The 26,831-nt window shown below is 70.9% G+C and carries 26 protein-coding genes and 1 tRNA gene; 12 read left to right on the top strand and 15 right to left on the bottom strand.

The features are described 5' to 3' along the window. Nucleotides 1–53 precede the first annotated feature (53 nt). Nucleotides 54–617 carry a hypothetical protein gene (locus AC1DVZ_RS00460; RefSeq protein WP_477616213.1) on the top strand — a complete coding sequence of 188 codons (564 nt, stop codon included), beginning with the start codon at nucleotides 54–56 and terminating at the stop codon, nucleotides 615–617. 88 nt (nucleotides 618–705) lie between these two features. Here AC1DVZ_RS00460 and AC1DVZ_RS00455 read toward each other — a convergent pair whose 3' ends face one another. The 3 genes from AC1DVZ_RS00455 to AC1DVZ_RS00445 all read right to left on the bottom strand — a co-directional run bounded on the left by AC1DVZ_RS00455 (nucleotide 706) and on the right by AC1DVZ_RS00445 (nucleotide 4,550). Beyond that, nucleotides 706–1,560 carry a glycerophosphodiester phosphodiesterase gene (locus tag AC1DVZ_RS00455; RefSeq protein WP_477616212.1) on the bottom strand — a complete coding sequence of 285 codons (855 nt, stop codon included), beginning with the start codon at nucleotides 1,558–1,560 and terminating at the stop codon, nucleotides 706–708. Nucleotides 1,561–1,761: 201 nt separating this feature from the next. Further along, complete coding sequence (locus AC1DVZ_RS00450) at nucleotides 1,762–2,439, bottom strand: response regulator transcription factor (protein WP_477616211.1); 678 nt, start codon at nucleotides 2,437–2,439, stop codon at nucleotides 1,762–1,764. Further along, entirely contained in the window at nucleotides 2,436–4,550 is a 2,115-nt protein-coding gene (locus AC1DVZ_RS00445; protein ID WP_477616210.1) for a sensor histidine kinase, read from the bottom strand. The genes AC1DVZ_RS00450 and AC1DVZ_RS00445 overlap by 4 nt, the downstream gene beginning before the upstream one ends. Before the next feature lie 209 nt (nucleotides 4,551–4,759). On the opposite strand from AC1DVZ_RS00445, the gene AC1DVZ_RS00440 reads away from it, so the two are divergent. The 3 genes from AC1DVZ_RS00440 (at nucleotide 4,760) to AC1DVZ_RS00430 (ending at nucleotide 7,020) form a co-directional block, all read left to right on the top strand. Next, nucleotides 4,760–5,431, top strand: a complete 672-nt coding sequence (locus tag AC1DVZ_RS00440; protein WP_477616209.1) for a hypothetical protein — start codon at nucleotides 4,760–4,762, stop codon at nucleotides 5,429–5,431. A gap of 172 nt (nucleotides 5,432–5,603) precedes the next feature. Then, on the top strand, nucleotides 5,604–6,203 hold the full coding sequence (locus AC1DVZ_RS00435; RefSeq protein ID WP_477616208.1) for a DUF4126 domain-containing protein: 600 nt from the start codon (nucleotides 5,604–5,606) through the stop codon (nucleotides 6,201–6,203). Between the two features lie 46 nt (nucleotides 6,204–6,249). Beyond that, nucleotides 6,250–7,020, top strand: coding sequence for a CPBP family intramembrane glutamic endopeptidase (locus tag AC1DVZ_RS00430; protein ID WP_477616207.1), 771 nt, complete (start codon nucleotides 6,250–6,252; stop codon nucleotides 7,018–7,020). Here the strand turns inward: AC1DVZ_RS00430 and rsmI are convergent. Further along, the gene (gene rsmI, locus AC1DVZ_RS00425; RefSeq protein ID WP_477616206.1) at nucleotides 7,013–7,876 is read right to left on the bottom strand and encodes a 16S rRNA (cytidine(1402)-2'-O)-methyltransferase; all 864 of its coding nucleotides are present in this window, start codon (nucleotides 7,874–7,876) and stop codon (nucleotides 7,013–7,015) included. The genes AC1DVZ_RS00430 and rsmI overlap by 8 nt on opposite strands. A 50-nt stretch (nucleotides 7,877–7,926) precedes the next feature. Here rsmI and AC1DVZ_RS00420 point away from each other — a divergent pair, with 50 nt between their 5' ends. Further along, entirely contained in the window at nucleotides 7,927–9,483 is a 1,557-nt protein-coding gene (locus tag AC1DVZ_RS00420; RefSeq protein ID WP_477616205.1) for a dolichyl-phosphate-mannose--protein mannosyltransferase, read from the top strand. Nucleotides 9,484–9,551: 68 nt separating this feature from the next. Here AC1DVZ_RS00420 and folE read toward each other — a convergent pair whose 3' ends face one another. Next, nucleotides 9,552–10,220 carry a GTP cyclohydrolase I FolE gene (gene folE, locus AC1DVZ_RS00415; RefSeq protein ID WP_477616204.1) on the bottom strand — a complete coding sequence of 223 codons (669 nt, stop codon included), beginning with the start codon at nucleotides 10,218–10,220 and terminating at the stop codon, nucleotides 9,552–9,554. Between the two features lie 432 nt (nucleotides 10,221–10,652). Between folE and AC1DVZ_RS00410 the strand changes: the two genes are divergently transcribed. Beyond that, nucleotides 10,653–12,035, top strand: coding sequence for a hypothetical protein (locus AC1DVZ_RS00410; RefSeq protein WP_477616203.1), 1,383 nt, complete (start codon nucleotides 10,653–10,655; stop codon nucleotides 12,033–12,035). Nucleotides 12,036–12,097: 62 nt separating this feature from the next. On the opposite strand, the gene AC1DVZ_RS00405 is transcribed toward AC1DVZ_RS00410, so the two are convergent. The 3 genes from AC1DVZ_RS00405 to AC1DVZ_RS00395 form a co-directional block, all read right to left on the bottom strand. Continuing rightward, a tRNA-Ala gene (locus tag AC1DVZ_RS00405) sits at nucleotides 12,098–12,170 on the bottom strand. 144 nt (nucleotides 12,171–12,314) lie between these two features. Then, entirely contained in the window at nucleotides 12,315–13,127 is an 813-nt protein-coding gene (locus tag AC1DVZ_RS00400) for an anti-sigma factor family protein (protein WP_477616202.1), read from the bottom strand. After that, nucleotides 13,124–13,636, bottom strand: coding sequence for a sigma-70 family RNA polymerase sigma factor (locus AC1DVZ_RS00395; protein WP_477616201.1), 513 nt, complete (start codon nucleotides 13,634–13,636; stop codon nucleotides 13,124–13,126). Before AC1DVZ_RS00395 ends, AC1DVZ_RS00400 begins: the two co-directional genes overlap by 4 nt. Nucleotides 13,637–13,781: 145 nt before the next feature. On the opposite strand from AC1DVZ_RS00395, the gene AC1DVZ_RS00390 reads away from it, so the two are divergent. Beyond that, nucleotides 13,782–14,219, top strand: coding sequence for a DUF2231 domain-containing protein (locus AC1DVZ_RS00390; protein WP_477616200.1), 438 nt, complete (start codon nucleotides 13,782–13,784; stop codon nucleotides 14,217–14,219). Nucleotides 14,220–14,233: 14 nt separating this feature from the next. On the opposite strand, the gene AC1DVZ_RS00385 is transcribed toward AC1DVZ_RS00390, so the two are convergent. The 6 genes from AC1DVZ_RS00385 to AC1DVZ_RS00360 form a co-directional block, all read right to left on the bottom strand. Beyond that, on the bottom strand, nucleotides 14,234–15,157 hold the full coding sequence (locus tag AC1DVZ_RS00385; protein ID WP_477616199.1) for a hypothetical protein: 924 nt from the start codon (nucleotides 15,155–15,157) through the stop codon (nucleotides 14,234–14,236). Between the two features lie 10 nt (nucleotides 15,158–15,167). Beyond that, nucleotides 15,168–15,830 carry a GNAT family N-acetyltransferase gene (locus AC1DVZ_RS00380; RefSeq protein WP_477616198.1) on the bottom strand — a complete coding sequence of 221 codons (663 nt, stop codon included), beginning with the start codon at nucleotides 15,828–15,830 and terminating at the stop codon, nucleotides 15,168–15,170. Further along, nucleotides 15,830–16,339 (bottom strand): MogA/MoaB family molybdenum cofactor biosynthesis protein, encoded by a 510-nt coding sequence (locus tag AC1DVZ_RS00375; protein WP_477616197.1) that lies wholly within the window; start codon nucleotides 16,337–16,339, stop codon nucleotides 15,830–15,832. The genes AC1DVZ_RS00380 and AC1DVZ_RS00375 overlap by 1 nt, the downstream gene beginning before the upstream one ends. Before the next feature lie 2 nt (nucleotides 16,340–16,341). Then, on the bottom strand, nucleotides 16,342–16,773 hold the full coding sequence (gene moaC / locus AC1DVZ_RS00370) for a cyclic pyranopterin monophosphate synthase MoaC (protein ID WP_477616276.1): 432 nt from the start codon (nucleotides 16,771–16,773) through the stop codon (nucleotides 16,342–16,344). A gap of 104 nt (nucleotides 16,774–16,877) precedes the next feature. After that, nucleotides 16,878–18,098 carry a molybdotransferase-like divisome protein Glp gene (glp, locus tag AC1DVZ_RS00365; protein ID WP_477616196.1) on the bottom strand — a complete coding sequence of 407 codons (1,221 nt, stop codon included), beginning with the start codon at nucleotides 18,096–18,098 and terminating at the stop codon, nucleotides 16,878–16,880. Next, nucleotides 18,095–19,507 carry a UTP--glucose-1-phosphate uridylyltransferase gene (locus tag AC1DVZ_RS00360; RefSeq protein WP_477616195.1) on the bottom strand — a complete coding sequence of 471 codons (1,413 nt, stop codon included), beginning with the start codon at nucleotides 19,505–19,507 and terminating at the stop codon, nucleotides 18,095–18,097. Before AC1DVZ_RS00360 ends, glp begins: the two co-directional genes overlap by 4 nt. A gap of 35 nt (nucleotides 19,508–19,542) precedes the next feature. Between AC1DVZ_RS00360 and AC1DVZ_RS00355 the strand changes: the two genes are divergently transcribed. Next, nucleotides 19,543–20,097: a 5-formyltetrahydrofolate cyclo-ligase gene (locus AC1DVZ_RS00355; RefSeq protein WP_477616194.1), complete on the top strand. Its 555-nt coding sequence runs from the start codon at nucleotides 19,543–19,545 to the stop codon at nucleotides 20,095–20,097. Nucleotides 20,098–20,110: 13 nt separating this feature from the next. On the opposite strand, the gene AC1DVZ_RS00350 is transcribed toward AC1DVZ_RS00355, so the two are convergent. Further along, nucleotides 20,111–22,840 (bottom strand): penicillin acylase family protein, encoded by a 2,730-nt coding sequence (locus AC1DVZ_RS00350; protein WP_477616193.1) that lies wholly within the window; start codon nucleotides 22,838–22,840, stop codon nucleotides 20,111–20,113. Between the two features lie 47 nt (nucleotides 22,841–22,887). Here AC1DVZ_RS00350 and AC1DVZ_RS00345 point away from each other — a divergent pair, with 47 nt between their 5' ends. From AC1DVZ_RS00345 to AC1DVZ_RS00330, 4 genes are all read left to right on the top strand, one after another. Then, the gene (locus tag AC1DVZ_RS00345; protein ID WP_477616192.1) at nucleotides 22,888–24,549 is read left to right on the top strand and encodes a potassium/proton antiporter; all 1,662 of its coding nucleotides are present in this window, start codon (nucleotides 22,888–22,890) and stop codon (nucleotides 24,547–24,549) included. A gap of 33 nt (nucleotides 24,550–24,582) precedes the next feature. After that, the gene (locus AC1DVZ_RS00340; RefSeq protein WP_477616191.1) at nucleotides 24,583–25,023 is read left to right on the top strand and encodes an FmdB family zinc ribbon protein; all 441 of its coding nucleotides are present in this window, start codon (nucleotides 24,583–24,585) and stop codon (nucleotides 25,021–25,023) included. Nucleotides 25,024–25,165: 142 nt separating this feature from the next. Then, entirely contained in the window at nucleotides 25,166–26,002 is an 837-nt protein-coding gene (locus AC1DVZ_RS00335) for an S-methyl-5'-thioadenosine phosphorylase (protein ID WP_477616190.1), read from the top strand. Between the two features lie 126 nt (nucleotides 26,003–26,128). Beyond that, nucleotides 26,129–26,761, top strand: coding sequence for an SAF domain-containing protein (locus AC1DVZ_RS00330; protein WP_477616189.1), 633 nt, complete (start codon nucleotides 26,129–26,131; stop codon nucleotides 26,759–26,761). Nucleotides 26,762–26,831 lie beyond the last annotated feature (70 nt).

Genomic DNA, 26,831 nt, shown 5'->3' with positions numbered 1-26,831 from the left:
TGGGCGATGGGCGCGGCGAGGACCGTGGAGGGATCACCCACCCAGGAGGAGACATGCGCTATCGATCCACGGCCCTCGCCACCCTCGCCGTCGCGGCCCTGTCGGTCGGCGTCGCCACACCCGCCGACGCCGCGCTCTACAGCCACGACCGATTCGACTTCACCTTTGCCGAAACCTTCGACGAGTGCGGCATCACCATCGACCACACGGCTGCCGGCCACGCGGGCTTCTCGATCCGGACGATCAACGGCACCACCGAGGCCTACCTGGGCTGGCAGAACCTGTCCGCCGTCGACACCCTCACCAACCCCGCCAACGGTCGCTTCTTCACGATCAGCAACCGCAGCACCTTCCGCGAGACGCAGGGCACGCAGCTCGAGGGCAACGTCTGGACCTTCGACTCCAAGCTGTCGGGCGCCTCGTTCACCGTGCGCGACGACTCGGGTCGGGTCGTCACCCGCGACTCCGGCACCCTGCGCATGGTCACGACGTACGACCTGCTCGGCGACGGGCAACCCGGGGGTGAGCAGATCGGCGACCCGGTCATCACGGCGATGAACGGCCGGTTCACCGAGGTCGACTTCTGCGCCGACCTCGTCGGTCCCCTCCTGGGCTGAGCCGCGCCACGGCGGCTGACGCACGGCGCCCCGGTATGCCGCCCACGCGGCATACCGGGGTATCGCTGGCAGGCTGTGGTGGCCCGGGTCAGCTCTTGCGCAGGATGTCCCTGAGCACCGAGGGGTAGTCGGTGATGATCCCGTCGACTCCCCAGGCGAGGCCTCGGCTCATGTCGCCACCGAAGTTGACCGTCCACACGTGGATGTCCAGGCCGAGCTCGTGGGCCCGGGCGACAATGCCCTGGTCGATGTTGCCGAGAGCGGGGTGCACGGAGTCGAGCCAGGTGCTGGCCGCGACGAGCTGCTCGTCGGTGGGGCGGGTGTAGTAGAGCAGCCCGACCGGCACGTCCGGCGCCAGGTCGTGGTAGGCCCGCAGCCAGCCTTCGTCACCGGCCTGCATGATCACCCGGTCGGCGGCGAGCGCCTTGGTGAAGGCCGGGATCGACCGCAGGCTCTTGTCGATGTCACGCTCGATGCCCGGGAAGGCCCACGGGTCCTTGGCCTCGAGGAGCATGCCGGCTCGGGAGCCGACCGCCTCGACCCACTCGCGCAGCGTCGGCACCTTCTGGCCGGCGTACTTCGCACTGAACCACGAGCCGGCGTCGAGCTGCTTGATCTCCGCGAGGGTGAAGGTGGCGGTGTTCCACGGCGCACGGTCGGGGAAGACCTGCTCGACGTTCGTGGTCCTGGCCAGGGTGAGGTCGTGCATGATCACCAGCGCGCCGTCACTGGTGCGCATGATGTCGTTCTCGATGTAGTCGGCACCCTGCTTGAGGGCGAGCTCGACCGAGGCCAGGGTGTTCTCCGGCGCCATGGCACCGGAGCCGCGGTGGGCGATGACGGCGACCTGCGGCGAGTCGGCTGCGGAAGCCGCCCCGGGCGCCAGTCCGAGCACTGCGGCGGACGCCGCCAGCACGATCGCGATTCTGTGCGTTCCCTTCATGGGTCCACAACTCCTTCGGTGTGGTGGATTGTCCGGATGTAAGCGGTTACATCCGGATTCGGGGAACCCTGCCAGAGGCGGCGCCGATCCGGGGAGATACGGCCGCGTCAATCGGTGAGCGGTCGTCGACGAGCACACGAGTGACCGCTGACCGGTCCGTCGCCCACGCCCCGAACCGGTCCGTCGCGCACCGCTGACCGCTCAGTCGCGCTGGCCCATTCCGGCGTCGCGGGCCCGGATGATGACCTCCGCGCGATCGGTGGCCTGGAGCTTGGACAGGATCGCGGAGACGTTGTTGCGGACGGTCTTGGGCGCCAGGAAGAGCTCGGCGGCGATCTGGCTGTTGCTGCGCCCCGCTGCGATGAGGTCGAGCACCTCCCGCTCGCGGTCGGTGAGCATCGGGAACTCGGTGGCCCGATGCTGCGAGGACGGCGACAGCAGCTCACCGATCCGTGCTGCCAGCGAGGCGCCGAACACCACGCCTCCCCCGGCAACCGCGGTGATGGCGCGCACCACCTCGTCCTGCGCGGCCCCCTTGACGAGGTAGCCGCGCGCTCCGGCCCGCATCGCCGAGAGCAGGGTCCCGTCGTCCTCGCCCATCGTGAAGACGAGGACGCCGACCGACGGTTGCGCAGCCAGCACCTGACGGGTGGCCTCGATGCCGTTGACGTGCGGCATCTGGATGTCCATGACGATGACGTCCGGACGGTGTTCGGCGGCGAGCGCCACGGCCTCGGCGCCGTCGGCGGCGCGCGCCACGACCTCGATGCCAGGGTGCGGTGCGAGCAGCGTCGCCAGGCCGTCGCGGAAGATGGGGTGGTCGTCCGCGATCAGGACCCTGACCGGGCCGGCACCACTGGTCCCACGTTCGTCGCTCATGCGTCCCCACCTGTCGGCAACCACGCCCGCACGGTCGTACCGCCGCCTGGTGGGCACAGCACTTCGTACCGACCACCCAGCTCCTCCACCCGCTCGCGCAACGATCGCAGGCCGACCCCGGCGACGACGTCCGCCGCGATGCCGCGGCCGTCGTCCCGCACCTCGACCTCGAGGTCCGCGGGTCCGGCCACGAGCGACACCGTGCACCGGCGGGCGTGCGCGTGACGGGCCACGTTGGTGAGCGCCTCCGACACGATCCGGTATGCCGCGACCTCCACCGCCGCCGGCAGGCCCGCCACCGCGTCGGCTTCCACGGCGACCTCGAGCCCGGCCGAGCGGGTGCGGTCGGCCTGCTGCTCCACCGCGGCCAGCAGCCCGAGGTCGTCGAGCGCCGGGGGCCGCAACCCGTGGACCAGGCGCCGCACGTCGGCGAGCGCCTCGGTGATCTCGGCACGGGACTGCACGATCAACCGGTGTGCCGTCGCCGGGTCGGTCGCCACGGCGTTGCCCGCGGCATCGAGTCGCATGGCCACCCCGCCGAGCACCGGCCCCAGTCCGTCGTGCAGGTCGCGACGGATCCGACGGCGGTCCTCCTCGCGCGTGAGCACCAGCTGCTCACGGGACTCCTGCAGCTCCCGGGCCAGCAGGCTGCTCCGCACGGCGATGGCAGCCTGCCTGACCACGTCGATCAGCAGGGCCTGGTCGCGCCTGGAGAGGATGGCGCGGATCCCGCCCTCGGGCAGCTCGATGGAGCCGATCCGCTGGCCGCGGTACCCGATGGGGAACGACCGCGTCGTCCCCGGTGCCGTGCCGTGGGTCGCGGACAGACCCTGGCCAGCGGTGCTGAGGACCTCCACCCGGACGTAGGACACCCGGAAGGCCTCGGCGACCGTGGCGGCGAGCGCCGGCAGCTGCTGCTCGAGCCCGCCGGACTCCTCGAGGCGCGCGGCCAGCGCCGACACCACTTCGTACCGCTCACCCCGACGACCCATGAGCCGGCGGCGCACGAGCGTCGTGAGCCAGCTGCGCAGCGGGCCGTAGGCCGCGACGGCCAGGACGAGGACGACGAGCGTCACCTGGCGCTCCTCGAACCGGTCTCCGAGCAGTCGGCTGGCCGTGGCGAGGACGACGAGGTCGAGCGCGACGACGCCGGCGGCGATCCCGCCGTAGACCAGCGTCCCGCCGACCAGGGCGTCGATGTCGCCGGTCTGGGGCCGGACCACGCCGATGACGAGCGAGACACTCGTGACGGCGAGCGCCGTCACGAGGGCGGCTAGCCCCACCGGTCCGCCCAGGTCCAGCAGCATCACACCACCCGCGAGCAGACAGACGATCGCGGCCCAGAGCAGCCACCGCAGCTGGGTCCGCTCGACGCCCTCGGCGCGGGCGTGCCGCGCGAAGACGACCGCAGCGGCGAGCGGCAACGCGAGCATGGTCACCACCTGGGCGACCCGGACGACCGTGGACGCCACCGAGTCCGGGAGGGGCAGGGCCACCTGGGGGAACAGCCGCAGCACCTCCGCCGGCAGCTCGTCACCGTAGATGACCCGGTCGGGAGCCAGGAGCAGCGCGACGGGCAGCGTCACCGACATGACGACGGCCAGGACCGCGACGACCCGCCAGCGACCGGCGAGCAGGCGCCCGGTCGGGTAGAGCACGAGCAGCAGCGGCAGCGCGACGAGCAGGAAGGACCCGACCTCGGCATAGAACCAGTACGCGAACCCGCTCAGCGGGAGGACCGGTCGCGCGTGCAGCCCCACCACGGCGTACGACTCGGACAGGCCGTCGACGGCCCAGAACAAGCCCGTGCCCGCCAGCAGGAGCCCGATCACGTGCCACCTTCGGTAGGCCAGGATCACGGCCCCACAGAGACCTACGAGCGCACCGACCAGTCCACTGACGATGCCGCGTTCGCCCACGTAGACCGCGCGCTGGGCTTCGGTGGCCTGTGCGTCGAGCACCAGGCAACCGACGACGATCCCCACGAGCACCAGCACCAGCACCACGGGCACCACGACGGCCCGGGGGCGGCGACCCACCGTGGGCGGCACCGGCGCGGGTCCGGCCGACTCCGCGGTCGCTGGTGCGCGCAGGGCGGGAACGGCGGTCACCTCGTCAGTGTGCCAACGCCGCCGTCCCGTCGTCACGGGTTTGGTGTCCCGAGTGGGCGGGACATTTCCCGGGACGACAGAGGGGACGCCGCTCCCTGCCGGGCAGGTCACCGGCCACCGCAGAGTTCTCGGCAACGGCACCGACCGGGTGCCGACCCGCCACAGACGAGTGCCGACCAGACGGCACCCCCGAACCAAGGAGAACCACGATGTCCGTCACCCAGACGCCTGCACCGGCCCGGTCCGACCTGGCCGCCGCCCCGAACCACCAGACGACCGACCGGGCGACCGACCCTGCGACCGGCCCGTCGACCCGGCTGATCGACCGCCCGTACTTCAAGCACGGCACGATGCTCACCGCCGGCGCCGTGGCGTGGTCGAGCATGATCGTCGTCTTCGGCCTCAACACCGGCACCACCGCCTACCAGTACGCCCACAACGCCAGCTCGTTCCTGTTCCAGGTCGGCGTGCTGGCCCTCGTCCGCGTGCTGTGGCGCACCCAGGCCATCGGTTCCGGCAGGCTCGCCCGGACGGTGCTGCGGGTCGAGGTCGGCGCGCTGGCCCTCGCCATGGCCTCCACGGCGTCGGACTTCTTCGGCCTGACCGACCTGGACAACCCGGCCTCGCTCGCGCTCGACATGTTCTGGCCGATCTCGATGCTCGGCATGTTCCTCATCGGTGTCCGGATCGCCGTGGCCGGCCGCTGGCAGGGGCTGTCCCGCTTCTGGCCGATCGTGGCCGAGAGCTGGGCCGTCGTCACCGTCCCGACCATGGGGATCTTCGGCGAGGGCGCGGCCCGGTGGGTCGGCGCGGCGCACCTGCTCGTCGGCTACGCCGTCCTCGGCCAGATCGTGGCGCGCAAGGAGGCGGACGACCGCTGAGCCGCCCGCCGGTCAGGGACCGGCACCCAACCCCTCGGTATGCCGCGTGCGGAGGTCCGCACGCGGCATACCCGCGCCTCGTGCCGGGGAAGGCGGCGGAACCGCGCATTTCGAACCGGCGTCGAGTAGACATGTCTTCACAGGTGCACCGCACCGACACAGGAGGTGGCCGATGATCGCCGCACTGACCGGCATGGGGTTGTCCGCGGCAGCGGGTCTCAACGCCTACATCCCGTTCCTCGTCGTGGCCCTGGTCGCCCGGTTCACGGACTTCATCACGCTGCCGCAGTCGTACGCGTGGATCGAGTCGTGGTGGGCCATCGGCATCGGCGCGGTGCTGCTGCTCACCGAGGTGGTGCTCGACAAGATCCCCGCGATCGACACGGTCAACGACGCGGTGCAGACGTTCATCCGGCCGAGCATGGGTGGTCTGATCTTTGCCGCCACGTCCGCCGCCGAGGGCCTGGACCACTCGTCCTGGATGACCAACAACCCTTGGGTCGGCGTCATCCTGGGCGTGATCACCTCGGGTCTGGTGCACGGTGGGAAGACGGTGGCCCGACCGGCGATCAACGCCGGCACGCTGGGTTTCGGGGCGCCGGTGGCGTCGACCGTGGAGGACGGGGCGTCGATCGGACTGAGCCTGGTGGCCGTGTTCATCCCGGTGCTGGTGATCCTGTTCCTCGTCCTGCTGGCGTGGCTGCTCATCTGGCTGTGGCTGAAGGTCCGGCGATGGCGCAAGCGACGCGATCGCCGCGCCGCGCTGGCATGAGCCCACCCGTCATGGTTCGTCCAGCCGCCACCACCAGACTGGGCGCATGAGCGTCGCCGCCACAGCCCCCACGCGCCGATCCCTCGTCTCCGAGACGGTCCTCGTGCTGGGGGTCAGCCTGGGTGCCAGCGGCGTCTGGGCACTGCTGTCGCTGGTCAACAAGCTGACCCAACCGGTCGCGCTCAACCGGCAGACGACCGCGATGAACTCCTCGGTCACGCCCGACCGGCCGTGGCTGGACCTGGCCTACCAGCTCGCCGGCATCGTCCTCGCGCTCGTGCCCGTCGCCCTCGCCCTGCACCTGTTGTCGCGCGACCGCCCGGACGCCCGGCACGCGATCGGCGCTGACCTGCGCCAACCGGGGGGTGACCTGCTCCGCGGCGCGCTGCTCGCAGCAGCGGTGGGGCTGCCGGGGCTCGGCCTCTATGCCGCGGCGCGCGCACTCGGGCTCAACACCACGATCGCCGCGGCGAACCTCGCCGACCAGTGGTGGACCATCCCGGTGCTCGTCCTCGCCGCGGTGCAGAACGCCGTGCTCGAGGAGGTCGTGATGGTCGGCTACCTCTACACCCGGTGGCTCCGGGCCGGCTGGTCGCTGCCGGTCGTGATGGTGACGTCGGCGCTGATCCGCGGGTCGTACCACCTCTACCAGGGCTTCGGCGGGTTCGTCGGCAACCTCGCGATGGGGCTGCTGTTCGGCTGGGTCTACACCCGCACCCGACGGGTCGGCCCACTCGTCGTGGCCCACACCCTGCTCGACGTCGTCGCCTTCGTCGGCTACGCGCTGCTCAAGGACCACCTCGCGTGGCTCAGCTGAGAGCCACCTTCCCCTGCGAGACGGCCGCGTCGTAGAGCGTCTTCTTCTTCAGACCCGTCTTCGTCGCCACGTCGGCGCAGACGTCCTTGAGCCGCTCACCTGCCGCCACCCGCTCCTGTATGCCGGGCAGGGCCTCCTCGACGGTCGTCACCGTTGGGGTCGCCCCCGCCACCACGACGGTGATCTCGCCCCGGACCCCTTCGGCCGCCCAGACCGCCAGCTCGGCCAGGCCTCCGCGACGGACCTCCTCGTAGGTCTTCGTGAGCTCGCGGCAGACGGCTGCACGGCGATCCGCCCCGAAGGCCTCTGCCATGGCGACCAGCGTGGCGTCGATGCGGTGTGGCGCCTCGAAGAAGACCATCGTCCGACGTTCGTCCGCGAGGGCCGCGAGGCCGCGAGCCTTCTCCCCCGCCTTGCGGGGCAGGAAGCCCTCGAAGCAGAACCGGTCCACCGGCAGGCCGGAGACGGCGAGCGCCATGAGCACCGCGCTGGGGCCCGGCACGCACGTGACGCGGATCCCGGCGGTGACCGCGGCGTCGACGAGCCGGTACCCGGGATCCGACACCGACGGCATACCGGCATCGGTCACGACGACCACCCGCGCGCCCGAGCGAAGGCGCTCGACCAGGTCAGGGGTGCGCGACGCCTCGTTGTGCTCGTGGTAGCTGAGCACCGACCCGGCCGGGGAGATGCCGAGGTCGGCGCACAGCCTCCGCAGCCGGCGGGTGTCCTCGGCCGCGACGATGTCGGCCTTGGCGATCTCCTCGGCGAGACGCGGGGCGGCGTCGCGGGGGTCGCCGATCGGAGTGGCCGCGAGGACGAGGACGCCCGGGTCGGAAGTCGCGTCGGAGGTCACGTCGCCATCCTGTCAGGGGTGCCGCAGTTCCTGTGCATACGATGGCGCGCATGACCCGGATCGAGCTCCTGCGATCACGGCTGCTCGGATTCAGGCCATCGGACACCCTGTGGGGGTGGCTCGGCCCGCTGTTCTTCGCGGTCGTGGGCGGTGGCATGCGGTTCTGGTCACTGGGCCGGCCGCACCAGCTGGTCTTCGACGAGACGTACTACGTCAAGCAGGGCGTCTCGATGCTCGAGTACGGCGTCGAGATGCGGGTGCCGGGCACCATCAAGAAGCCCGACGAGCTGTTCACCCACGGCACTCCGGATGTCTTTGGGACAGAAGGGGATCTGGTCGTCCACCCACCGGTCGGCAAGTGGGTCATCGCGGCCGGGGAGCACCTGTTCGGGCAGACGTCGTCCTTTGGCTGGCGGTTCTCGGTGTGCGTGCTGGGGACGCTGTCGATCCTGATGATCGGGCGGGCGGCGCGACGGATGTTCGGGTCGTCGCTGCTCGGCACGATCGCCGCGTTCCTGGTCGCGTTCGAGGGCCACCACTTCGTCCAGTCACGCACCGGGCTGCTCGACCTCATCGTGATGTTCTGGGCGCTGGCGGCCTTCTGCGCACTGCTCATCGACCGCGACCGCTCCCGGGCCCTCCTCGCCGAGCGCGCGGCCGGGCTGTCGAACCACGCGCTCGCCTCCGGTCTCGGGCCGTGGCTGGGGGCCCGCCCGTGGCGCTGGGTCGCCGGCATCTGCCTCGGCCTCTGCGCGGGGACGAAGTGGTCGGGGCTGTTCTTCCTGATGGCGTTCGGGCTCATGACGGTCCTGTGGGACATGGGGGCCCGTCGTGCCGTCGGGGTGCGGCACTGGTTCTCGGGAATGGTCGTCCGCGACGGACTGTGGGCAGCCCTCGTCATGTGCACGACGGCCGCAGCCACCTACCTCGCGTCATGGGTGGGCTGGTTCGTGTCCAGCCGGGGCTACGACCGGCAGTGGGGCCGGATCCACCCGTCGCACGACACCCCGTGGGTGCCTGATGCCCTGCGTTCGCTGTGGCGCTACCACCAGGAGATCTACAAGTTCCACGTCAACCTGCACGACAACCACCCGTACCGGACCAACCCGTGGTCGTGGGTCATCCAGGGACGACCGACGTCGTTCTTCTACGAGGGCCCGAAGCGCGGCGAGGACGGCTGCCTGGTCGCCCAGTGCTCCAAGGCGATCACCTCGATCGGCACCGTCTCGATCTGGTGGCTCGGCGCGGCCGCCATCCTGGTGCTGGTCTTCTACTGGCTGTTCAAGCGTGACTGGCGTGCGGGCGGCATCCTGGCCGGGCTGGCTGGTGGCTACCTGCCCTGGTTCGGGCTCGAGGAGCGCACCATCTACTCCTTCTACACGGTGGCGTTCGAGCCGTGGGTCATCTTCGGGGTGGTGTTCGTGCTGGGCCTGGCCCTGGGGAAGCGCACCGACTCGTGGCGTCGCCGGGAGCTCGGCCTGTATGCCGTGGGCGCCTACTGCGTGCTGACGCTGGCGATCTTCGCGTTCTTCTGGCCGGTCTACACCGCGCAGGTGATCCCGCAGAGCCAGTGGTCGCTGCGGATGTGGTTCCCCAGCTGGGTCTAGCGGATCGGCCTGGCAGCCAGGGCGGCCAACTCGGCCGTGCAGTCCAACTGGCTGGGCGGTCCAACTGCTCAGGCGCCCATCCCCGCCAGCGCGAAGAACTCCTGCCGGGATCCGGGGTCGTCGCGCAGCTGGCCGTGCAGCGCCGAGGTCACGGTGCGCGAGCCGGAGGCGCGCACACCTCGCAGCGACATGCACAGGTGCTCTGCCTCGATGACCACCCCGACCCCGCGCGGCGCCAGGTGCTCCTGCAACCAGACCGCGACCTGCTTGGTGAGCCTCTCCTGGACCTGCAGGTCCCGGGCGAAGAGCTCGACCACGCGGGCCAGCTTCGACAGCCCGAGAATCCGGTCGCCCGGCAGGTATCCCACGGTGGCGGTCCCCTGGAACGGCAGCATGTGGTGCTCGCAGAGCGACTGGATCGGGATGCTCCTGGCGAGCACCAGCTCGTCGTAGCCCTCGTCGTTGGGGAAGGTGGTGAGCTCGAACTCGCGGGGGGTGAGCAGCTCGGCATACGACGCCGCCACGCGACGCGGCGTCTCCGCGAGGTGCGCCGACGACGGGTCCTTGCCCAGGGCGGTGAGCAGGTCCGCGACCGCGCGCTCGGCCGCAGCCAGGTCGATCTCGGGCCGGCCGTGGACGACCCGCAGCTCCCGCACGCGGGTGGGCTGCACCTCGTTCCGCGCGGACTGGCCCGGAGCAGGACGGAATCCGCCGGCGAGGTGCGTCTGTGCAGTCATGGCAACCCTTCTAAAGTTGATCTTGATTCACTTTAGAACGCCTATGGCACTGAGGGCAACAGCGCGGCCTCCCGCCAGCCGCGCCACGCCCAAAACCTTGCGCTTTATCCTGAATTGCTGGTATACCACCGGGACGAGTAACTAGTTAATTCGTACTAGTCACTTTGATGGAGTCCCTGGCGATCTTGCTCGTGGACTCGGGTACCGCCGTCGACCTCGTCGACCCGGCTGCCCATGATGCTGAAGGCACCACGCAGGGTGCGCAAAGCGGCCGAGACCCAGCTGTTGCATGGAGTTGCTTGCATTCTCCGCCATTGCACAACCGCTGGTCCGGACAAGGCCGGGCCACTGACTGCTGGAGCTTCTTGTGCTCATGCGCCATGCCCCGTCCCCCCAGCGCCTTGCAGGGGGCGCGCAAACTCTGGAGTACCCATGAAGTTTCGCCCTGCCCTCATAGTGGCCGTCCTGCTCGGCCTCGTCCTCGGCTTCGTCGGGGGTTCAGCCCTGGCCGCCACGGGCGCGTTCGCCCCGCCGTGCACCTCCACGTCGAACTCGTGCATGGACCGGCGCATGGATGCCGTCGAGGCGTGGGTGAAGGCCCACGACACCACCCCCACGCCGACGCCGACCAGCTCGACCACCTCTACGACGACCTCGACCACGACGCCGACGCCGACCTCGACCTCGACCTCGACGACGAGTACGACGACCACCCCGGCCACGACGACGACGACCACCCAGGTGCCTGCGCCTCCGCCGCCGCCGCCCGCCGCGTCGTCAGCCACCCCGATCCTCGACTACTACGGCAAGTGGACCAAGGGTCCCCGCGTCGCAGCCGGCGACTTCCCCATCGGCGTGTGGCTGCAGGACCCCACCCGGGCATCCGACACCATCACGCAGTGGAAGAACCTCGGCGTCAACACGTACGTCGGGATCTGGTCATGGCCCACCGACGCAGGCGCCTACCCCGGCCACGCCCAGGCCATGCTCGACGCCTTCAAGGCTGCCGGCGCGCAGGCGAGCGCGTACTACGACGACACCACCAACCCGACCTCCACACAGCTCGAGGCCGGCCGCAACGGGGACACCATCCGCGCCCACGTCCTCGAGGACGAGCCCGACATGAAGGGCACGACCGCGGCCCAGCTGGCGGCCAAGGCGTCGAAGGCCCACTCGGGCGACCCCTCCCGGCCGACCTTCGTCAACTTCTCCAAGGGCATCGTGGACGGCTGGAACAACGGCGTGTGGCTCACCCTCAACGACCGCAAGGCCTACTGCGCCAGCGCGGACATCGCCTCGGTCGACTACTACGGCTTCACCGACCCGTGGATGGGGCGCCCCGGCGCCACCGCTTACGCCGAGGGCATCGACGCCCTGCGGGCTGCGTGCGGCAACGACAAGCCCCTGTGGGGATTCGTCGAGACCACCCGCCCGTTCGACTCCGTCCGGATCACCGCCGACCAGTTCGAGGTGGCCGTGTGGACCATGCTCGCGGCGGGTGCTGACGGGGTCGAGCTGTTCGTCCACGACATCCCGGCCGGGTGGGAGGACGCCCTCCTGCGCGACTCCGCTGCGGCGGCTGTGAAGACCCGCGTCGGCGTCGTCACCGGGCAGATCCGTGCCGTGTCCGGACTGCTGCACCAGGCGGACGCCCCCGCGTCGTCGGACGTCGCGATGGTGCGGGTGCTGGGCAAGACGGGCGGCTGGGTCGCCACCAACATGGCCACCTCTGCGCAGACCGCCACCCTCGCCACCCCGTGCGGCCAGGTCACGGTCACCCTTCCCGCCTACGGGCACCGCACCGCCACCTGCTAGACCCCGCCCTGGGAACGCAGGAGAGGGACCCACGAAAAGCGTGGGTCCCTCTTCTGCGTCTGTGGAGCTGAGGGGATTCGAACCCCTGGCCTTCTCATTGCGAACGAGACGCGCTACCAACTGCGCCACAGCCCCTGATGCGGACGAAACAATAACACCAGCAGCGGGCGCGACGGAAAACGGTGTGGGATGTCGCTCCTATGCACTGCCCCACCCTCCAGGGGCAGTGCATAGGAGCGGCGGCAGGGTTCCCCCGTTTCGCGGGGTACGCGCGTCCATTCACGCCAGGCTGGCTCGCATCACGGTGTGTCCGGTGTCGACCTGCCGGATCTCCACCGAGGCGATCTGTCCGACCGGCAAGGACGAGACACCCACCGGGTGCATGATCCGATCGGGCCGAGCCGTCCAGTTGCGCAGCTCCGTCGCCCGTCCGGCGCGGTCCACCACCCAGATCGCGTAGTTGATCCGGTAGTCGCCGGCCCCGGAACCCCCCGTGCCGCCCGTCGACCGCGCGTACTGGCACTCGACGCGCAGCTCTGTGCCGTTGGCGATGGGCACGACGTCGACGACCGCCGTCATCAGGGACGGTTCGACCGCCGTGAAGGCCAACCTCCCCGCCGCCACCACACCTCCGGTCCGTGTGGATCCTGTCGTCGAGCCGGTGCCGCCGGAAGGTGGGCCGTCGCGCCAGGCGTTCGAGGCGGCATACCCGCCGGCCCCTCCGATGAGGAGAGCGGCCGCTGCGGCGGCCACGGGAGCCAACCACCTGCTGCGTCCCAGCCCGCGCGGGCGGGTCGGGAGTGCGGGCATCAGCGAGGCCGGGGGCTCGAGGTTGAGGACGTCGCCCTCCCCTTCCGCGCCACCCGCACCGCCCGCACCGCCTTTGCCTCCCGTACCGACGAGGTCCATGGCGAGGACCTCACCGGGCGGCAGCTGCGCGAGCAGCCCGGGCAGGCCGGCCAGCTCGGCCACCGCTGCACGGCAGGCCGGACACCCAGCGAGGTGCTCTTCGTACTCGCGGCGCTCCGCGACGGCCAGGGCACCCAGCACGTAGGCGGCGTCCCAGTCGGCGTAGTCGTCGTGGGTGCTCATCGGCCGGTCACCCCCTTCTCCTGCAGGACCAGTCGCAGGCTGCGCAACCCGTAGTGGAGCCGCGACTTCACGGTCCCCTCCGGCACCCTCAGCTCGGCCGCGATCTCGGCCACGGTTCTCCCTTCGTAGTAGGCGGCAGCGATGACCTGACGGTGCTCGCGTGAGACGGAGCCGAGCGCATCGGTCAGCAGCCAGCGGTCCAGGACCTCACCGGACCGGTCCCCCACGCCGGGCTCGACGAAGTCGATTCCCGCAACCTCGTGTCTCTGCGCCGCACTGCGCCAGCGGTCCACCACCAGGTTGCGCACCACCGTGAACAGCCAGGCTCTGGCCTGTTGTTCGGAGCGAGTGCCGAGCCCGGGGTCGCGCCAGGCCCGCAACAACGACTCCTGCACGATGTCCTCGGCGACCTGCGGGTCGCGGGTCAGCCGCAGGGCGAACCGCCAGAGCTCCGAGGCGTGGCGGTCGTGGAGACCCTGCAGGGCCACTTCCCGCTGACTCGTCGCCACGTCCGGCTTTCCTCCTGCCCGGTCGACTTCCCGCGCGTCGACACCATCGATCCTCCCCGCACCGGGGACTCCCCGTAAAGGACGACACAGCCACGCGCGGGGTTCACCGGGTGAACCCCGGGGCGCTCGGCTACGTTCCTCCGTCATGGAGATCAACGGACTTCCGGCCCACGTCCTGCTCGTGCACCTCGTCGTCGTGTTGCTGCCGCTGACCTCCGCGGCGGCGGTGCTGGTGAGCGCGTGGCCGGCCGCCCAGCGGAAGCTGACCTTCCTGGTCCCCCTCGGCGCCGTGATCGGCGCGATCGTCGTGCCCATCACGACCCGGGCCGGCAACGACCTCGCCGCCAAGCTCGGCAACCCGCCCTTCCTGAAGGAGCACGAGAACTACGGCGACAAGGTGCTCCCCTGGGCCGTGGCGCTCGCGGTCACGACGCTCGCCCAGTGGCTCTACCTGCGGCGCGGCTCGGCCACGGTCCCGCGAGCCGTGCTGGGGCTGCTCGTCGTCGCCAGCGCCGTCGGCACCGGGACCATGGTGGTGCTCACGGGCGACTCGGGCGCCCAGGCGGTGTGGGGCAACCGCTAGGTCGACGACCGCGCTCAGGCGCCGGCGACCCGGCGCTCGGGAAGGTCTTCGTAGGCCGCGTACTCCGTGTCCGCGTCCCCGACCAGGTCGGCCGAGGTCGGTGCGGGACGGGTCACGCGGGACTTCATCGTGTAGGTCGGCCGCGGCACGGGCACGGGGTCCCAGGTCAGTGGGATGTCGTCCTCGTCCACGAGCGGACGAGCGGGGATGCGCACGGCTTCGGGCGTGACCGCCGCGGGCGCGGCCACCTCCACAGTGCCGGCCTGGAAGTCGAAGAGCTCCGGCCTGGCCGGCTGCGCAGCGAGGACCGGCTCGACCTCGACGACCGGCTCGACCTCGGTCTCGGCAGTGTCAACCGCAGCGGATGGCATCGGTCGCGACTGGGCCGGCCGCTCCGCAGGCTCCGCACTCTCTGAACGCTCCGTGCGGGCAGGACGAGACGCGGCACGGGAGCGACGTTCGGCCTGCGCCGCGGAACGTGCCCAGGCAACGGCACCCCCGACGGAGACCAGGGGCACGAGGAGGGTGAGCAGCGGGAGCAGTGAGAGCGCCACGAGCGGCACGGCCACGACGACCGTCGACAGGGCGCCCACCATGATCATGGCCCGGTTGCTCCGGGCCACGACGGGGTTCGTCCGGGGAGCCGACGGCTCTGCCTCCCGTGGCGTCGGCACCTCGGCCTGGGCGGTCTCGGCACGCTTCACGAGCACCTGGGGACGCGCGGCGCGCGCGGGAGTCACGGCATACGAACGCGGTTGCGGCGTCGAGAGGTTGGACGCGGGCAGGGGGCTGCGGCGCTCGAGCACCCGCATCGACTCGGAGAACTGGTCGACCGAGCGCGCGGTGGCGAGGTGCTCGCGGCGTCGGACCCAGTACTGCACGAAATAGGCAGCCCACACCGCGATGATGACAAGGAAGACAAGGCTGCTGGGCTGCACGGATACGAGGCTAGGTCTCCTGCGCGGGCGCACCGGGGACGTGGGGCGGTGTGTCGCCAATGTGACTGGTGTGGTTGGTGTGCAATCGCTCCAGCAGGGTCTGTCCGCCCAGATCCTCGGTCGTCAGGGCGAAAGTCCGGTGGTCACGCCAGGCCCCGTCGATGTGCAGGTATGCCGCCCGCACGCCTTCGTCGCGAAAGCCCAGCTTGCGCACGACGGCCAGGCTGTTGGCGTTCTCGGGGCGGATGTTGACCTCGATCCGGTGCAGCCCCATGGAGCCCAGGGCGTGGTCACCGGCCAGGGCCAGGGCCACCGGGGCGACGCCGCGTCCCGCGACCGACTCGTCGACCCAGTAGCCCGCCGAAGCCGACAGCAGCGACCCGTACGAGATGCCGAACAGGACCATCTGCCCCACGATCCGACCCTCCATCCGGATCGTGAACGGCAGCATCCGCCCCTCTCTCGCCTCCGTGCGGTAGTGCCGCACCAGCCCGGGAAACGAGACGTAGTGCGGCGCCTGGCTGGGCGAGGTGGCGTCCCAGGGCCCCAACCACTCGCGGTTGCGGCCGCGGACCTCGGTCCACGCGGCCCGGTCCCGACGACGCAGCGGGTCGAGCAGCAGCTGCTCCCCGCCCGGGGTCTGTCCCCGGAGCTCGACGGGCCAGACGGCCATCAGTGGTCGCCGCCGCGAATCTGCGAGAGCGCGTGCGGCAACACGGCTTCCAGCACCCCCAGCCCGTCGCGAACCCCGCCGGTCGACCCGGGCAGGTTGACCACCAGCGTGCTGCCCGCGACTCCCGCCAGGCCGCGTGACAACGCTGCCGTCGGCACCCCAGCGGCGAGCCCGGCGCCGCGGATGGCTTCGGCCAGGCCGGGAACCTCACGATCGAGGACGGCCCGCGTCGCCTCGGGAGTGCGGTCCGTGGGCGACAGGCCGGTGCCACCCGTGGTGACGACCACCCCGGGTATGCCGGTCAGGGCCTGGGCGAGCGCCTCACCGACCGCCGGGCCGTCAGGCACGACCACGGCGTCGCTCACCTCGAAACCCCACTGCCGCAACGCTTCCACGATGAGGGGGCCGCCGCGGTCGGGATAGACACCGCCGGCGGCGCGAGTCGAGCAGGTGATGACGACTGCCGTGGGCTGGGCGCCGGGCACGGACTCGGCCTCGGACTCGGTCACGGTCACGGTTCCTCCACCCAGTCGCCGGAACGACCGCCGGACTTGGCGGTCACCCGGATGTCGGTGATCCGGGCGTGCTTGTCGACCGCCTTGACCATGTCGACGAGGGCCAGGGCTGCGACCGCGACTGCTGTCAGGGCCTCCATCTCGATGCCGGTGCGGTCGGCGGTGCGGACCGTCGCGCTGATGTCGACGCCGTCATCGGCCACCCTCAGGTCGACCGCGACCGCGTGCACGGCGATCGGGTGGGCGAGCGGGATGAGCTCCGGCGTGCGCTTGACGGCCTGGATCCCTGCGATCCGCGCGACGGCGAGCGCGTCGCCCTTGGGCACGTTCCCACCGCGGAGCGCGGCCACGGCGGCGGGCGACAGCAGGACGCGACCTGCCGCCGAGGCCTCCCGGGCCGTCACGTCCTTGGCGGAGACGTCGACCATGTGCGCCGACCCATCGGGGCGCACGTGCGTGAGCCCGGACGGCTGTGGCCGTTCGGGAGGCTGTGGCCGCTCGGGAGGCTGCGGCCGCTCGGCGGGGTCGAGGCTCACATCCCCTCCCGACCCAGCAGGGGCAGGCACATCAGCTCGTCCCCCGCGGCGACGTCCGCGACGTCCTCGGGGATGACGGCCAGGGCGTCGGCCGCTGCGAGCGCACCGAGCATGTGGGACCCCTGGCCACCGGCGAGACGGGCCCGGTCGTCGTCGAGGATCACCCGCACGAACTCCATCTTGCCCTTGACCGAGCCGAACGGCTCCGCCGCCACGGCGGGGACGTAGCCCGGTGGGTAGGACGGTTCGGGGCGACCGGCCATCGCCCGGAGCGCCGGCGCGACGAACACGTGGAACGACACCAGGGCGCTCACGGGATTGCCGGGCAGGGTGAACACCGGCACCTGTTCCTCGCCGAGCACCCCGAAGCCCTGGGGCATTCCCGGGCGCATCGCCACCTTGTCGAACTGCATGGTGCCGACGCGGGACAGGACCTCCTTGACGGTGTCGAAGGCCCCCATCGAGACCCCGCCGGTCGTGATGATGACGTCGGCGCGGACGAGCTGGCCTTCGAGGGTCTCCATCAGCGTCCGCGCGTCGTCCGGTACCCCGCCGACCCGGAAGGGGGTGGCGCCCACCGCTGTCACGGCAGCGGTCAGCATGACCGAGTTGGAGTCGACGATCTGGCCGAACCCCGGGGTCCGCCCCACCTCGACGAGCTCGTCCCCGGTCGAGATGACGACGACCCGCGGACGCGGGACGACACGGACCCGGGCTATGCCGGCCGCTGCGAGCAGTGCGATCTGTCCCGGGCCGAGCAGGGTGCCGCGCCGCAGCACGACGTTGCCGGCCTCGACGTCCTCACCGACCTCGCGCACGTGGGAACCCACGGCCCGCCGCTCCCGGATCTGCACCCGGACGACACCACCGTCGGTCGCCTCGACGGGCACGACGGCGTCGGCACCGTGGGGCATCGGAGCGCCGGTCATGATCCGCATGGTCTGGCCGGTGGCGAGCGACCACGCCTTGGTGTTGCCCGCGGCGATGTCGTTGACGACGGGGAGGACCACTGGGTTGTCGGCAGTGGCGGTGGCGATGTCTGCCGCGTGCACGGCATACCCGTCCATCGCGGAGTTGGTGAAGCCGGGCAGCGACCCACGGGCCTGGACATCGGCCGCGAGGATGCAGCCCTGGGCATCGAGCACCCCGAGCTCGAAGGGCGCGATCACCTTGACGGTGCTCAGGATTCGGTCCAGGTGCTGCTCGACGCTGATCACGAGGTGGTCGCCCCTTCTGCCTCGGGGAGGGTACTGCCGTCGGGGATGGTGCGCGGCTCGTCCGCCTCGACGAGCACGTCACCCACACAGCGGACCCCGGCGCCGAAGGTCACATCGCCGCGCACGGTGAGGGAGGTGCAGCCGATCATGGAGGGGGCGCCGACGGGGAACCGGGCGTCGAACTCGTGGATCAGCGTGTAGTGGTCGTCGAGGTCGACCCGAGGGTCGGGTCGCGTCGACTGGGCCACCACGTCGAACCCGTCGCCGAAGCCGTAGAGGTCCGACCGCAGCATGAGCAGCTCGTTGGTCGTCTTCACCGGTCGGAACCGGCGCCGGGGCACGTGCAGCGCGCGCGACCCGTCGAACACCTCGATCGCCGTGCCCATGGCCGACTCGACCTGGATCACCGGGGTGGAGTCCTTGCGACTGGGGTCGACGGTCTTGCGGTTGACGATGATGGGCAGACCGAGGACGCCCTCCCGGGCCGACATCTGCGCGTCGAGGGCGTCGAGGTCGACCCACAGGTTGTTGGCGTGGAACAGCGCGTGCCTGTCGGTGTCCTGGAAGTGGTCCTGGTCCTCGGGTGCCACCATCGCGCTCTCGCGCAGCACCACCCTGCCGTCGCTGCGACGCACGGCGAGGTGTCCACCCTTGCGGTCGTTGGCGGTGCGCTCGCACACCTCTGACACGTAGGGGATCGACTCGCGTGCCATCCAGGCCGGGATCGAGGGGTCACAGGTCGCCCCGAGGTTGTCGGAGTTCGAGAGGAACGCGTAACGAAATCCCTTGTCCCGCAACGCTGCGAGCACACCGCTCGCCACGAGGGCCACATAGACGTCGCCATGGCCGGGAGGGCACCACTCGAGGTCTGGGTCGTCAGGCCACGACACCGGGGTGAGGTCGTCGGCTCGCAGCTTGGGCTCGGCGTTCTGCAGGAAGTCGAGCGGCAGCCCGTCGACGGCAAGATCGGGGTACTCCCCCAGGACTTCCAGCGACTGCTCGTGGGTGCGGAAGGAGTTCATCAGGACGAGCGGCACCTGCACGCCGTGGCGCTCCCGCAGGGCCAGCACCTGCCGGGCCACGACGTCGAGGAAGGTCAGCCCCTCGCGGACCTCGAGCACCGACTTCGGACCGGACAGCCCCATGCTCGTGCCCAGGCCACCGTTGAGCTTGACGACGGCCGTGCGGGCCAGTGCCTGCGCCATCTCGTCGTCATGGGCGCCGTCGTCGACGGCGATGCTCTCGAGTGTCGTCACGTCGCGCAGCGGCTCGATGTCGCCTTCCGCGATCAGGCCGGTCCTGCCCGCCTCGAGCTGGGCGTAGGCGTCCTCGAACACATGGATCGCCATGCGGTCGACCCCCCGCTCGGTCATGCGCGCGACCGCCTGCGCCAACCCTTCCTTGCTCATGACGGGCAGCCTAGTGGGACGATCAGGAGGTGCCCGTGTCCAGCAAGACCACCGTGCGAGAGCGCCTGCGCGCGATGCGGCGCGAACGCGTCCCGGAGCGGGACCGGGCGCGCGACGCGGAGGAACTCGCGCTGTCGGCGCTCGAGGTCGTGTATGCCGGGGCGCTGGTTCGCGGCGACTGGGTCGCCACGTACGAGGCCACGCCCCTGGAGCCGCCCACCGAGGCGATGATCGAGGCGTTGTCCGCGCGCGGCATACGGGTGATGGTGCCGGTGACCCTCGAGGACTGGGACCTGGACTGGCGCGAGGTGGGTAGCGAGGAGGTACTGGGCCGAGATGCGATCGCCCGGGCCGCAGTGGTGTTCCTGCCGGCGCAGGGCGTGGACCGGTCGGGGACCCGGATCGGTCGGGGCAAGGGCTGCTACGACCGGGTCATCCCCCGAACCAGCGCGCACCTGGTCGCGGTCGTCCACCCGTGGGAGCTGCTCGACGAGGAGCTACCGAGGGAGCCGCACGACCGCCGGGTGCACGCGGTCATGACGGCCGAGCTCGGTGTCGTCGAGCTGGGCGCGGGACGTCAAGCGCCTTGACACCCGGGCCGGCTCAGTTCGACGAACCGCCTGGCACCAGGGTCAGCTCGTCGCCGCCGGCATCCCGGACGGCCTTCTCGGTGAAGGGCCAGTCGTAGAGCTCGTTCTTGGCCCAGGCCTCGGTCTGGTCGTTGTAGTGGTCGGCGAAGGCGTGACCGCTGTTGCCCGTCTGGTTGACCCACCGTGACTTGTCCAGGTTCGACAGGTCCACCACCATCCGCATCGACGGCGCCCAGTCGACGCCGTAGCCCTGGCCGCCGCTGCACTCCTTGGGAGGATCGGTCGTGGTGCACGCAGCGTTCCAGCCGTTGGCGTCCACGATGGCGGAGCCGCCCGGCATGTTCATGGGTCCGCGGTTGAAGAGCCTGGCCACGAGGCCGGGTACGTCGTCGCCACCGAGCACCTGGTGGGTCAGGGTGAGCTGGTGCAGCTGCCCCCACTGCCACTCCCCGGGCTCCTTGCCCAGCTCCATCGTCAGGTCGAGCCGCGCCTTGACCAGCGCCTTGCGCAGGATCTCGGACTGACCCTCGGCGACGCCGGGGGTGCGCTTGTCATCCCACCAGGCGGAGCGCGGCTTGGTCAGCAGCACCGAGACCGCCTCCATCCACTGGTCGCCGCCGTCGGCGCGCAGGTCCTTCGGGAGCTCGTCGTCGAAGGTCAGGTCGAGCAGGCTGGACCAGACCGCGTTGTAGTAGGCCGCCGCGGCGCCGGACTCGCTCTCGCCCACCGGGTTCGTGTAGTCCCAGCCACGCAACAGCTCCTGCGCCTGCTTGGTGAAGTCGTCGCGCCCCAGGTCGACCTTGAGCAGCGCCTTGACCAGGGTCGGCGCGAACTGGCTGCGGGTGTCGCCCTGGATGGACGACATCGTGGCCGGCGTGACCTTGGTGTTCTTCTCCAGGAGTGACCGGATGCGCTGGCTGCGGAACCCGTAGTCCCACTCCGTCGTGAGGAAGGGCGTCCCGCTCTCGGTCACGGCCTGGTTGGCCGCGACGATGAAGCCCTCGGAGGGGTTGTAGGCGTGCGGCATCGAGGCAAAGGGCACGTAGCCCTGCCAGTCCCACGACGACACCCAGCCCGGCCTGATCCAGTAGCCCGGGGCAGCCTCCATGTAACGGCTGCGGACCGGGATCCGGCCCGGCGCCTGGTAGCCGATGTTGCCGGCCGTGTCCGCATAGATGAGGTTCTGCGCGGGGACGGCGAACTGCTCTGCGGCAGTGCGGAACTGGTCGAAGTTCTGGGCCGTGTTGAGACCGAAGATCGCGTCAGCGGTCTGGCTCACCTCGATGCCGGTCCACTGCAGCGCGACCTCGTAGGACCCGGGGCTGGGACGCCCGTTCACCGGTGGACTCTCACCGGCGCTAGCGACGTTCTCGATGGCGTCGGACAGGATCGGCCCGTGCACGGTGCTGCGGACCGTGATGGTCTGCTCACCACCGCCACCGATCTTGATCGTCTCGGTGCGCATGGTCAGAGGGACCTGCTTGCCGTCGCGCAGGTAGGTGTTGCCGCGCACCTGCTCGAGGAAGAAGTCGCTGACGTCGGGTCCGAGGTTGGTGAACCCCCACGCGATCGACTGGTTGTGGCCGATGACGACGCCGGGCAGACCGGAGAACGAGTAGCCGGCCACGTCGAAGGGACAGCTGCTGCTGACCGACCGACAGTGCAGCCCGACCTGGTACCAGATGCCCGGGATCGAGACGCCGAGGTGGGGATCGTTGGCCAGCAACGGTTTCCCGGTGCTCGTGCGACTCCCGCCGACGACCCACGAGTTGGACCCGATCCCGTCACCGCGACCCATGGTCACGGGGACGGCGTCGAGCGCACGCTGCACCACGGCATACGCGCGCTGGGCGTCCTTGCTCGTCTCCTTGGCGAGGTCGCCGGCGGCCCCCGCCACGGGGGGCTTCGCCGAGGCGAGGCCGAGCGCCGCCGGGACGGCCGAGCTGGCCGGCGCAGAGGGGCTCGTCGCCGAGGGGGTGGTCGCCGAGGGGGTGGTCGCCGAGGGGGTGGTCGCCGAGGAACTGCTGGGAGACCAGTCCTGGGGGGAGAGGATCGGCTTGTTGGTGTCATAGGGATAGGACGGGAACAGCTCGTTGATCTGGGCCGTGGACATCGAGCCGGCCAGGCGCGCGCGCATCAGCTCGGCGTTGTAGTCGCCACGCAGGTCCCACGCCATCGCCTTGAGCCACGCGAGCGAGTCCGCCGGGGTCCAGTCCTCGACGCGGTAGTCCGGGACCTTCTGGCCGAGGACGACGTACTCGAGCGACATGTTCGAGGGGCTGCCCTGCCGGTGGATGTAGGCGTTCACCCCGTCGGCGTAGGCCTGCAGGTAGCGACGCGTCTCGGGCTTGAGGGTCGGCAGCTCGGCCTCCGCGACCCGGCGCCAGCCGAGGGTGCGGATCACGCGGTCGGTCTCGAGGCCGCTCTCGCCGACGAGCTCGGAGAGCCGTCCGGCGGTGATGTGGCGGCGCAGGTCCATCTCGAAGAACCGGTCCTGCGCGTGGACGAATCCCTCTGCCTTGAACAGGTCGTCGGCGCTGTCGGCGTAGATCTGCGGGATGCCGCGGTCGTCGCGGATGACGCTCACCTTGCCGGACAGGCCAGGGACCTGGATCTCGCCCTCGGTCGTGGGGAACGGACGGCGCACCCACGTGACCGCGAGTACCGCGACAATTCCGAAGACGACGACGAGCAGGGCTGCCACGGCCACGGCGATGCGGCGGGCAAGAAGGGCGCGAGACACCCTGCGAGACTATCCGCACCACACCGAGGGAAAGGACGTGACGGGCCGTGCGCGCAGCGATCCCCCCGAGCGGACTGCCCTGGTTCGCCACGTCCGACGCGTCGGACTCGTTCACCCTGCACGACCTGACCCCGGCGCTGCTGATCGGGTCCGTCGTCCTGCTCATCTCGGTGGCCGCGGTGCGTCTCTCGCTCAAGTCCGGACTGCCCTCGCTGCTGATCTACCTCGGCATCGGCCTGGCCATCGGCGAGGCCGGCCCGTTCATCCAGATCCGGTTCGACTCCAACGAGCTCACCCAGGTGCTCGGCTACGCCGCCCTCATCCTCATCCTCAGCGAGGGCGGGCTCAGCACCAGGTGGGAGGGCATCCGCCGATCGGTGGGCCCGGCGGCCGTGCTGTCGACCGTGGGCGTCATCGTGTCGGTGCTGGTGGTCGCGCTGGCTGCGCGGTTCGTGCTGCACCTCGACTGGAACACCGCCCTGCTGATCGGCGCGATCCTGTCCTCGACCGACGCCGCAGCGGTGTTCTCGGTGCTGCGCCGGGTGCCCCTCCCCCGGCGGATCACCGGGATGCTCGAGGCCGAGTCCGGCTTCAACGACGCCCCCGTGGTCATCCTCGTGACCGCCCTGGCCCTGCGGTCTGCCGACCCCGCCGATGCCGAGGGCTGGTTCACCCTGGCCCTCAAGGCGGTGGCCGAGCTCGGCGCCGGTGCCGCCATCGGCCTGGCCGTGGGTTGGGCGGGTGGCCAGTTCATGCGGCGAGCCGCCTCCGGTGCCTCGGGCCTGTTCAGCATCGGTGTCGTCGCCCTCACCGTCCTCGCGTATGCCGCGGCGGCGAGTGTGCACGCCAGCGGCTTCCTCGCCTGCTACCTCGCGGCCCTGGTCTTGGGCAACCTCAGGCTGCCGCACGGGCCCGCCGTCCTCGGGCTGTCGACCGCGCTCGGGTGGCTGGCCCAGATCGGGCTCTTCGTGCTGCTCGGCCTGTTGGCCTCACCGAGCAAGATGGGCGGCCAGATCCTCCCTGCCATCGTGATCGGGCTGGTGCTGCTGCTCTTCGCCCGTCCCCTGTCGGTGCTGGTGTCGGTCTCGCCCTTTCGGCTCGGCTGGCGTGACCAGGTGTTCCTGTCGTGGGCGGGGTTGCGCGGCGCCGTCCCTGTCGTCCTCGCGACCGTCCCGCTCACGGTGGGTGCCCGCAATGTCGACTGGATCTTCGAGCTGGTCTTCGTCCTCGTCGTGATCTTCACCCTCGTCCAGGCGCCGACCCTGCCGTGGGTGGCCCAGCGGCTCGGCATCGTCGAGGACTACGCCACCCTCGACCTCGCCGTCGAGGCCACGCCCCTCGAGGAGCTCCAGGCCGAGCTCATCCAGGTCACCGTGGGACCGGCGTCGAAGCTGCACGGTGTCGAGGTGTTCGAGCTGCGCCTGCCCGAAGGAGCCAACGTCACGCTCGTGGTGCGTGGCAGCAAGGGTTTCGTGCCCGAGAACAACACGGTCCTCCGGCGCGGCGACCAGCTGCTCATCGTCTCCACCGCCGAGGTGCGCACCCTGGCCGAGAAGCGCGTCAGGTCGGTCAGCCAGCACGGTCGCCTCGCCGGATGGCGCGACGAGGGCGCTCACTCGCGGGCTCGCAGCGGGCGCCTTCGCGACGCGGGTGCTCGTCTGCGCAGCGCTGCCGAGGCTCGGCTCGAGGGCGGCGGCGGGAAGAAGTAGGCCCCGCGCGGCCTTATAGTTGGCAGTCGAGCCATGACAGTGCCAGCGTCGCGGCCCGCGACCGCCAGCCAGAACGCCCCTTTGGAGGAACCCGTGCCGACGTACTCCTACGCCTGCACCGAGTGCGACCACCGCTTCGACGCGGTGCAGTCGTTCACCGACGACTCCCTGACCGTCTGCCCCGAGTGCGACGGCCGGCTCCGCAAGGTCTTCAACGCCGTCGGTGTCGTCTTCAAGGGTGGCGGCTTCTACCGCACCGACTCCCGGAGCAGCTCCTCCGCCTCGGTCCCGGCGCCGTCAGGTTCGTCGAGCGGGTCCTCCAGCGGGTCCTCCAGTGAGTCGTCGAGCGGGTCGAAGGACGGGTCCACGAGCGGGTCGAAGGGCTCGTCGGGCGCGTCCAGCGGTTCCGGCGGTTCCCCGAGCAGCTCGTCCGCCAGGACGTCGACGAAGTCCGCGGACGGTTCAGCCGCCTGACCTGCCTGAACCCTGTGCCGTGACCACGCGGCATACCTCGACATCGCCCGTCCCTGTCCACAGGGGCGGGCGTCGTCGCGTCGCCATCCACAGGGGTCTGGCGGCCGGTCGCGGGCGGCGCAGCGCTGCGTAGTCTGCTGACATGACCTCGACGACTCCCCGCGCCGACCTCGGACTGATCGGCGGCTCCGGCTTCTACGAGTTCTTCGAGGCTGCGGAGCGGGTGAGCGTGAGCACGCCGTTCGGCGAGCCGAGCGACGACCTCGTGATCGGTGAGGTCGACGGGCGGCGGGTCGCGTTCATCGCGCGGCACGGGCAGGGACACCGGTTCCCTCCGCACCGGGTCAACTACCGCGCCAACCTGTGGGCGCTGCGCTCGGTCGGGGTGCGCCAGGTCCTCGCGCCGTGCGCCGTGGGTTCGCTGCGACCGGAGCTGGGGCCGGGCACGATCGTGGTGCCCGACCAGGTCGTGGACCGCACCTGGGGCCGGGAGCACACCGTGTATGCCGCGGAGGGACCGGTCGTGCACGTCGGCTTTGCCGACCCCTACTGTCCGCGCGGGCGGGCCGTGGCCGTCGAGTCCGCTACTGCCGCAGGCAAATCCGTGGCTGACGCCGGGACCTTGGTGGTCATCAACGGGCCCCGCTTCTCGTCCAAGGCCGAGTCGACCTGGCATCAGCAGGCCGGCTGGACCGTTGTCGGGATGACGGGCATGCCGGAGGCGTCGATCGCCCGCGAGCTCGCGATGTGCTTCACGACCATCGCCCTGGTGACCGACCACGACGCCGGGGTCGACGGTGGCGCGGCCGTCACGCACGAGGATGTTCTCGCGGTCTTTGCCGAGAACGTCGGCGGGCTCAAGCAGGTGCTGCGTTCGGCGCTGGCCGCCATGCCTGCCGAGGAGCCCGACGCCGACGCGACCTGCGGGTGTCGGCGCGCGCTCGACGGGATCACCCTGCCCTTCGCGCTGCCGGGGTAGGGGCGCGGCGCGGTGCCCGGCGGGCGCAGCAGGACCGGAGGGGGTGGCGCGGCGAGAGCCGGGGCAGTGGCCGGCGCGGTGGGGTGGCTGCTCGGTCCTGGCCGCCGCCGACAGTGGCGGCGTCGCGTGCTCAGACGTGGGCTCGCCCTGGTGTGCGCGATCGGGGCGACGTTCGGCGTGCTCGCGGTTGCTCGTTCCGCCGACTCTCGTCCGTTGGTGCGCGTCGTGGTCGTCACCCGGCCGATGGCCGTCGGACAGGTGGCCTCCCCCGGTTCGGTGCGCGAGGTGTGGTGGCCCGCCGAGCTGGCTCCGCGCACGAGCATCCACAGCGTGGCCGAGGTGCTCGGGCGACCGATGACGGTGCCCCTCGCTCCTGGCGAGCCGGTGACCAGGGCTCGGGTCAACCGAGGCTCCCTGCTGGCCGGCCAGCCGGTCGACGCGGTCGCGGTGCACGTCTCGGTGCCCGACACGGGTGCGGTGTCGATGGTTTCGGCGGGCGACCGGATCGACCTGTGGAGCCCGGACGGACCCGTGGCGCGCGCGGTCGTCGTGCTCAGTGTGGACAGATCTTCGACCACTGACTTCGGGTCGGTGATCCAGGGTCAAGGGTCGTCCAGCGGCTATGCGCTCGACGGGGGTGGTGTGGTTGTTTCCGCAGGTCAGGAAGAAGCGCGACGCATCCTGGCCGTGCCGGACGATGCGCTCGGCCGGCCCCAGATCGAGCTCGCCCTCACCCACGACTGGCCCGAAACGGGCTGACACGGCGTCCTGCGCCCCGCCCATCGCCTTTCGCGGGTCGCTAGCGTGTCCGCCGTAGGACCAACACCAC

It is taken from the genome of Pedococcus sp. P2_E5 (genome assembly GCF_056403895.1).
This window is presented reverse-complemented; position numbering and strand designations above follow the sequence as displayed.

Bases quoted from the DNA above. Each gene is read 5' to 3' on its own strand.
- AC1DVZ_RS00410 (WP_477616203.1), top strand. From the start codon at position 10,653: ATGAAGTTTCGCCCTGCCCTCATAGTGGCCGTCCTGCTCGGCCTCGTC.
- AC1DVZ_RS00460 (WP_477616213.1), top strand. From the start codon at position 54: ATGCGCTATCGATCCACGGCCCTCGCCACCCTCGCCGTCGCGGCCCTG.
- moaC (WP_477616276.1), bottom strand. From the start codon at position 16,773: ATGGTCGACGTCTCCGCCAAGGACGTGACGGCCCGGGAGGCCTCGGCG.
- folE (WP_477616204.1), bottom strand. From the start codon at position 10,220: ATGACTGCACAGACGCACCTCGCCGGCGGATTCCGTCCTGCTCCGGGC.
- AC1DVZ_RS00450 (WP_477616211.1), bottom strand. From the start codon at position 2,439: ATGAGCGACGAACGTGGGACCAGTGGTGCCGGCCCGGTCAGGGTCCTG.
- AC1DVZ_RS00340 (WP_477616191.1), top strand. From the start codon at position 24,583: ATGACAGTGCCAGCGTCGCGGCCCGCGACCGCCAGCCAGAACGCCCCT.
- AC1DVZ_RS00360 (WP_477616195.1), bottom strand. From the start codon at position 19,507: ATGAGCAAGGAAGGGTTGGCGCAGGCGGTCGCGCGCATGACCGAGCGG.
- AC1DVZ_RS00420 (WP_477616205.1), top strand. From the start codon at position 7,927: ATGACCCGGATCGAGCTCCTGCGATCACGGCTGCTCGGATTCAGGCCA.
- AC1DVZ_RS00430 (WP_477616207.1), top strand. From the start codon at position 6,250: ATGAGCGTCGCCGCCACAGCCCCCACGCGCCGATCCCTCGTCTCCGAG.
- AC1DVZ_RS00390 (WP_477616200.1), top strand. From the start codon at position 13,782: ATGGAGATCAACGGACTTCCGGCCCACGTCCTGCTCGTGCACCTCGTC.
- AC1DVZ_RS00440 (WP_477616209.1), top strand. From the start codon at position 4,760: ATGTCCGTCACCCAGACGCCTGCACCGGCCCGGTCCGACCTGGCCGCC.
- AC1DVZ_RS00455 (WP_477616212.1), bottom strand. From the start codon at position 1,560: ATGAAGGGAACGCACAGAATCGCGATCGTGCTGGCGGCGTCCGCCGCA.
- AC1DVZ_RS00435 (WP_477616208.1), top strand. From the start codon at position 5,604: ATGATCGCCGCACTGACCGGCATGGGGTTGTCCGCGGCAGCGGGTCTC.
- AC1DVZ_RS00400 (WP_477616202.1), bottom strand. From the start codon at position 13,127: ATGAGCACCCACGACGACTACGCCGACTGGGACGCCGCCTACGTGCTG.
- AC1DVZ_RS00335 (WP_477616190.1), top strand. From the start codon at position 25,166: ATGACCTCGACGACTCCCCGCGCCGACCTCGGACTGATCGGCGGCTCC.
- AC1DVZ_RS00380 (WP_477616198.1), bottom strand. From the start codon at position 15,830: ATGGCCGTCTGGCCCGTCGAGCTCCGGGGACAGACCCCGGGCGGGGAG.